Source organism: Saccharomonospora halophila 8, from assembly GCF_000383775.1.
GTDB lineage: Bacteria > Actinomycetota > Actinomycetes > Mycobacteriales > Pseudonocardiaceae > Saccharomonospora > Saccharomonospora halophila.
In genome coordinates this window covers 2,814-9,380 of the sequence record NZ_KB912532.1, presented here as the reverse complement: position 1 = coordinate 9,380, position 6,567 = coordinate 2,814, and the positions used below count along the sequence as shown (strand labels likewise).

6 protein-coding genes are annotated in these 6,567 nt (G+C 70.2%); 2 read left to right on the top strand and 4 right to left on the bottom strand.

The window, feature by feature from the left end; all coding sequences use genetic code 11:
- The 3 genes from SACHA_RS21300 to SACHA_RS0109645 form a co-directional block, all read right to left on the bottom strand.
- Positions 1-563 (bottom strand): phage holin family protein (locus SACHA_RS21300; RefSeq protein ID WP_157601649.1); only part of this gene is annotated, 563 nt, incomplete at its 3' end.
- A gap of 45 nt (positions 564-608) precedes the next feature.
- On the bottom strand, positions 609-1,328 hold the full coding sequence (locus tag SACHA_RS0109650) for a VIT1/CCC1 transporter family protein (RefSeq protein ID WP_019809257.1): 720 nt from the start codon (positions 1,326-1,328) through the stop codon (positions 609-611).
- 91 nt (positions 1,329-1,419) lie between these two features.
- Complete coding sequence (locus SACHA_RS0109645; protein ID WP_019809254.1) at positions 1,420-1,920, bottom strand: DUF6319 family protein; 501 nt, start codon at positions 1,918-1,920, stop codon at positions 1,420-1,422.
- A gap of 649 nt (positions 1,921-2,569) precedes the next feature.
- Between SACHA_RS0109645 and SACHA_RS0109640 the strand changes: the two genes are divergently transcribed.
- Positions 2,570-3,331 carry a L,D-transpeptidase family protein gene (locus tag SACHA_RS0109640; RefSeq protein WP_019809252.1) on the top strand — a complete coding sequence of 254 codons (762 nt, stop codon included), beginning with the start codon at positions 2,570-2,572 and terminating at the stop codon, positions 3,329-3,331.
- Between the two features lie 68 nt (positions 3,332-3,399).
- Entirely contained in the window at positions 3,400-4,224 is an 825-nt protein-coding gene (locus SACHA_RS0109635; protein ID WP_019809250.1) for a choice-of-anchor P family protein, read from the top strand.
- A 141-nt stretch (positions 4,225-4,365) separates the two neighbouring features.
- Here SACHA_RS0109635 and acs read toward each other — a convergent pair whose 3' ends face one another.
- The gene (gene acs / locus SACHA_RS25215; protein WP_019809248.1) at positions 4,366-6,348 is read right to left on the bottom strand and encodes an acetate--CoA ligase; all 1,983 of its coding nucleotides are present in this window, start codon (positions 6,346-6,348) and stop codon (positions 4,366-4,368) included.
- Positions 6,349-6,567: the final 219 nt, after the last annotated feature.

Below are 6,567 nucleotides of genomic sequence, written 5' to 3'. Positions count from 1 at the left end.
ACGGGACGCCTGCCGCTCCCGGAGCCGGGGGTGTCGGAAGCCGCGGCGTCGGAGCCCGCGTCGGCGTCCGGGTCGGCGTCCGGGTGCGCGGCATGCCCCCGGTGCCGCAGTGTCTCGGCGGTGTCCCGGAGGGAGTCGAGGGAGCGCTGCGGTTTGCGCACCCGCCTGACCTTGCGCAGACCGAGGTAGCCGAACACGCCCGCGACCACCAGCATCGCGAGGAACACGATGCCGAACGCGGCCCAGCGCGGCAGCCACTGCGCCAGCAGCTCGCCGAGGAAGAAGAACAGGAAGAACGAGCTGTACAGCGCGATGACCGCGGCCACGACGAAGAAGACACTGCCCTTGAACGCCTTCTTCGCCTCGCCGACGGCCTCGGCCTTGATGAGCTCGACCTCGGCTCTGACCAGCGTGGACACCTGCTGGGTCGCGTCGTGGACCAGCGAGCCGATCGACGCGGAGTCGGTGGCGGTTCCGTCGTCCGACGACAGCGGGATGTACCGGACGGCGCCCGTCCCGTCGCTGTCACCTGGGTGGTGTTTGGGGCTGCTCACGCGCCTCATCGTGCCACGTGATCAAACCCGGGGCGCGCCGGGCGCGGGACGGGGTCAGCCCACCGCCGTTCCGGAGAGGAGCCCGACCGCGTACGTCACCGACATCGTCAGTGCCCCCACGCCCACATTGCGGACCGCCGCGCGGGCGGGAGGTGCGTCGCCGAGGCGGGCACCGACCCACCCCGTGATGCCGAGGGCCACGGCGACCGCTCCGGCGGTGGTCAGCACCCGGATCGAGAGCGGGGTGAGGGTGATGGCCAGCAGCGGCAGCAGCGCACCGACCGTGAACGCCAGCATCGACGCCCACGCGGCCTGCCACGGACTCGTCAGCTGGTCCGGGTCGATCCGCAGCTCGGCCTCGGCGTGGGCGCGCAACGGATCCCGGGCGGTGAGTTCGCGGGCGACCTCGGCGGCCAGCTTCCGCGACAGGCCCTTGCTCTCGTAGATCCCGGCGAGCTCGCGCTCCTCCTCGTCGGGCATCGTGCGCAGCTCCTGCCGTTCGAGCCGGAGCAGGGCGCGTTCGGTGTCCCGCTGGGTGGACACGGACACGTACTCGCCGCCCGCCATCGACAGTGCCCCCGCGACCAGGCCGGCGATCCCGGCGAGCAACAGTGCCGTGCGGTCGGTCGTGGCGCCGGCGACGCCCACCACGAGTCCCGCCGTGGAGACGATGCCGTCGTTGGCGCCGAGCACGCCCGCACGCAACCAGTTCAGCTTCCCGCCGACGTCGTCGTTGTGCGGTTCCTCCGGGTGCGGGTGTCCGGCATCGCTCACCCCGTCATCCCAACGCACCGCCCGCGGCGGGGCAACACGGACGGTGCGTCGGGAGACGGCCCGCGGCGTCGTACGGTCCGGAAGGGGTGGGTCAGCTCTCCAGGTCGGCCAGCGCCTGCCGCGCCTGCTCCAGCTCGGCCTCCAGCTGGGCGACCTTCGCCTGCTGCTGCTCCCGCGCGGCGTCGATGACCTCGTCGATCGGCGCGGAGAGGTCCTCGTGCAGCTCGCGGGCCGCACGGGAGACGGCGGCGGCCGGGATGTCCAGTCCCTTGGCGACCCACTTGCTGCCGTGTTTGAGTTCGGCCTGCCACTCGCCGTCGGCCGTGCCCGTGACGGTCAGTGTCAGTTCGACCGTCCTCGTCTTGCGTGCGCCGGCCTTGCCCTTGCCGGTGCCCTTCCCGCGCGTGGTCCTGGACGTCTCCTGCTCCGGTGCCGCGCCGGTGTCACCGGTGTCGCCGGTGGCGTCCTCCGTGCCGCCGTCCTCGGGCTGTCCCTGCGGTCCCTGTTCGCCTGCGGGTCCGTCGTCGGCGGCCCGGACCTGCGGGTCCTCGTCCGTCGTCTGGGTGGCGGAACCAGCGGAATCAACGGTCATCGTCGGTGTCGTCTCCTTGAGGCGGCTGGATGTCGATACGAGCGGTGAGGATAGAACGTGCGTTCGAGTGCGGACCCCCCGGGTCCCCACGGCACGTCGAGGAAAAGACGAACGGAATCGCCCGGGGTTGCGCCCGTAACTGTATCGAGACCTTTGTGAAACGAATTTCTTTCCCGGGTGTCGCTTCTTCCCGTGTTACACCGTTCCACTCGAAGGGGTGAAACGTCACGCGAGGCGCCTTCCGGGCCGTTGCGTCGGCTGCCGAGAGTGATTCCGCGGAGCGCCGCACGGGTTGTCGGAGCGGGGTGTGCCGGTTCAAACAAACCCTCGGTAACACTCGTGCCCTCCGAAACGATGTTCCCTGTTTCTCCCTGGCACACGGCGGATCCCGGCGCGTCCGGGCGGCGCCGTGTGGACGGTGCCGGGCGCCCCGGAGAAGGTGCCGCCCGTCATCGGTGGCGGTTCCCTCGGCTCACGTGCACTTTTGTCGAAAAAGGGAACCTGCTGTCGGCCGGGGAAACGGGCTTTGTTTTAATAGTGCCCACCTCGCCCAGTTGATCTACGCCCCAGGGACAGTGAAATGGAAAGTACCGAGATTCGCCGGGAGCACCCGGCTCGTGGGGCCGGCCGCAGGCCGTCATCCCACAAAGTGGTCGCCGCCGCGGCCGCGACCACGATGGCGCTGCTCGCGTCCGGCTGCGGTGAGGGCGGCGGTGGGGATGCCGCCGACGCCGAGGGGAGTTCCGGAGACGCGGGCAAGCTTCCCGAGGCGACCACCTACACCACCCTCGAGGACGCCCCGAAGGACCCGGACCCCCAGGGGTCCACCGACGGGGAGGTGGTCCACCCCAAGCGCGAGCTGAAGATCTACGACGAGGTCGACGGGGATGCGTTCGCGCGTCTGCCGGAACAGCAGATCTCGTCCCCGACGTGGGTCCCGGTCATCGAGCGTGACGGTGATTGGGCGCAGGTCCTGCTGCCCACCAGGCCGAACGGTGCGGCCGGGTGGATCAAGGCGGGCAAGAGCGACGTCGAGACCGCGCAGAACGACTACGTGGTCAACGTGGACCGGGAGTCGTTCACCCTCGAGATCCTCGAGAGCGGCGAGCAGACCGGTGAGTACACGGTCGGTATCGGCAAGGAGGAGCACCCGACCCCGGCCGGACGTGCCTACATCATGGCGTCCATCCAGGACCAGGTGAAGGACTACAGTCCCATCGTCCTCCCGCTGAGCGCCCACTCCAGCTCGCACGAGACCTACGGCGGTGGCCCCGGCACCGTCGGGATCCACACCTGGCCGGACGACAGCGTCTTCGGTCAGCCCTCCAGCGACGGGTGCATCCGGGTCAACAAGGCCGGGCTGGACGCACTCGCCGAACTGCCGCTCGGCACGATGGTCAACATCACCTGATCGGCCGAACGGTCTCCGTAACACCGCACGACCCAGTTCCCACTGATACGAGAACGAAAGGTATTCCCTTGTCGAAGAAGAAGACGACGGCCGTCGGCGCCACCGTCCTGTCCGCGCTCGTCGCGGGCGGTGTCGCGTTCACCCCCGTCGCCACCGCTCAGGAGCCGGTCCAGGACTCGGCCTTCGCGCTGGGCGCGGAGGGGCTGCTGAACGTCAGCAAGATGCCGCACGTGCAGGGTGAGGGCAAGGACCACGTGGTCTACACCGAGCTGCCCCCCGGCGACCAGGCGATCCTGTCCGCCGGTGTCTTCAACGCCGCCGCCGACGACGGCTTCGCCAGCGCGAGCACCGCGGACGTGGGCATCAACCTGCCCGCCGCTCCGCTGATCAACGCCTCGCTGATCAAGGCCGAGTGCCTGGACGGCGAGGCCCGGACCTCGCTGGTGGACCTCCAGATCGGGACCGAGAAGATCGCGATCGACCAGCTCAAGCCGAACACGAAGATTGTTCCGGAGGCGCTGGAGGGCGTCGCCCAGCTCACGCTGAACGAGCAGGTGGAAAACGAGGACGGCTCCACCACCGTCACCGCGATCGCCGTCGACCTGCTGGGCAGCGCGCAGACCGTGGACATCTCGCAGGCCACCTGCGCGATGAGCGACGAGGGCCCGACCGAGCCGACCGAGCCGACCGACCCGGGTGACGACGGCGACGACGGCGACAACGGCGACGACGGCGACAACGGCGACGACGGCAACAACGGCGACGACGGCAACAACGGCGGCGACGACGGCGGCGACGGCGACAACGGTGCCGACGACGGCGACGAGGCCGGCGAGGACGGCAAGGCCCCGAAGCCGACCCCGCAGCCGGGCAACCTCGAGGTGACCGGCTGACCTGACCGGTCGAGACCGGCACGCCGGTCACACCGGCACAGCTGAGGGAGCGGCCCCCACCCCGAGCGGGTGGGGGCCGCTTCGTCGTGTCCGTCGGGTCCGGGGCCCCGGCACCGTGGTGCGGGGCCCCGGACCCGACGCTCACTCGTCGTCCGCGCCCGACTTCAGTCCACTGGAGATGAGGTCCATGACGGAGCTGTCCGCCAGCGTCGTCACGTCCCCGACCTCCCGGTTCTCGGCGACGTCCCGCAGCAGCCTGCGCATGATCTTGCCCGAGCGGGTCTTCGGCAGTTCCGGAACCACCATGATCTGCCGGGGCTTGGCGATCGGGCCGATCTCCGCGGCGACGTGGTCCCGCAGCGCCTGGATGGCCTCGGCCCCGCCCGCGTCGTCCTCGGCTCCCCCGCCGCGCAGGATGACGAACGCGACGATGCCCTGACCCGTGGTCGGGTCCGTGGCCCCCACGACGGCGGCCTCGGCGACGCTCGGGTGCGAGACCAGCGCGGACTCGACCTCCGTGGTGGAGATGCGGTGCCCGGAAATGTTCATCACGTCGTCCACCCGGCCGAGTAGCCAGATGTCGCCGTCGGTGTCGTACTTGGCGCCGTCCCCGGCGAAGTAGAAGCCCTGCTCGGCGAAGCGCGACCAGTAGGTCTCGCGGTAGCGCTCGTCGTCGCCCCAGATGCCACGCAGCATGGCGGGCCACGGCTTGTCCAGCACCAGGTAACCGCCGCCGCCCTTGCCGACCTCGACACCGTGGTCGTCCACGACCTTGGCGGAGATCCCGGGCAGTGGGCGCTGGGCCGAACCAGGCTTGGCGTGGGTCACCCCGGGCAGCGGAGAGATCATGATCGCGCCGGTCTCGGTCTGCCACCAGGTGTCCACGATCGGGCAGCGGTTGCCACCGATGTGCTCGCGGTACCACATCCACGCCTCGGGGTTGATGGGCTCACCGACCGAGCCGAGCACCCGCAGCGAGGACAGGTCGTACCGCGCGGGGATGTCGGAGCCCCACTTCATGAACGTCCGGATCAGCGTGGGCGCCGTGTAGTAGAGGCTGACCCCGTAGTTCTGCACGATCTCCCAGTGCCTGCCCTCGTGCGGCGTGTTCGGCGTGCCCTCGTAGACGACCTGGGTGGCGCGGTTGGCCAGCGGTCCGTACACGATGTACGTGTGCCCGGTGACCCAGCCGATGTCGGCGGTGCACCAGTAGACGTCCTCGCCGGGCTTGTGGTCGAACACCGCGTCGTGCGTGTAGGCGGCCTGGGTCAGGTAGCCGCCGGAGGTGTGCAGGATCCCCTTCGGCTTCCCGGTCGTTCCGGAGGTGTAGAGGATGTAGAGCGGGTGCTCGGAGTCGAACGCCTCCGGGGTGTGCTGATCGGACTGCGCGTCCAGCAGCTCGTGCCACCAGAGGTCGCGCCCCTCGGTCCAGGGGACGTCCTCTTCGCCCGTGCGGCGCACCACGAGCACCTTCTCCACGCTCTCCGCGCCGGCCAGCGCGTCGTCGACGTTGGCCTTCATCGGCGCGGCCTTACCCCGGCGGTACTGCCCGTCCGACGTGATCACCACCTTCGCGCGGGCGTCGTCCACCCGGGAGCGCAACGCGGTCGGGGAGAACCCACCGAAGACGACACTGTGCAGTGCGCCGATCCGGGCGCAGGCCAGCATCGCCACGATCGCCTCGGGGATCATCTGGAGCTGGATGGCCACCCGGTCGTGCGCGCCGACCCCGAGCGAGGTCAACGCGTTCGCGGCGCGGCTGACCTCCGCCTGCAGCTCGGCGTAGGTGATGTCCCGGGTGTCGCCCGGCTCGCCGACCCAGTGGATGGCCACCTGGTCGCCGTACCCGTTCTCGACGTGCCGGTCGACGCAGTTGTAGGCGACGTTGAGCCTGCCGCCGACGAACCATTTGGCGAACGGGGCGTCGGACCAGTCGAGTACCTCCGACCACCTCGTCTCCCAGTGCAGGCGCTCGGCCTGCCGGGCCCAGAAGGCCTCCCGGTCCGCGTCGGCCTCGGTGTAGGCCTGCCCGGTGACGTTCGCCCGCGAAGCGAACCCCTCGCCCGGCGGGAACGTACGGCTCTCGGTCAGGAGGTTGTCGAGTGCCGGTGACTGCTCTGTCATGGTTGCGAGTCCTCTTCCAGGTCCGACATACAGGGTCCGCGCACGCACGCCGGTGGCGACGTTAGTACCGCATCTCACAAGAGTGCAGCCACGCCACGACGGTCGACAAGTGACGGCGGACGAGCGGCCGACGAGCGGTACACGAACGCGGTCGCGGGGCACCGGCGGCGACCGGTGGCGACCGACGGCACACCCCGGCCCCGCCGCCGACCGCAGGCC

What these genes read in the sequence shown, in the direction of transcription:
- SACHA_RS0109645 (WP_019809254.1), bottom strand. Translation starts at nt 1,920, where the DNA reads ATGACCGTTGATTCCGCTGGTTCCGCCACCCAGACGACGGACGAGGAC.
- acs (WP_019809248.1), bottom strand. Translation starts at nt 6,348, where the DNA reads ATGACAGAGCAGTCACCGGCACTCGACAACCTCCTGACCGAGAGCCGT.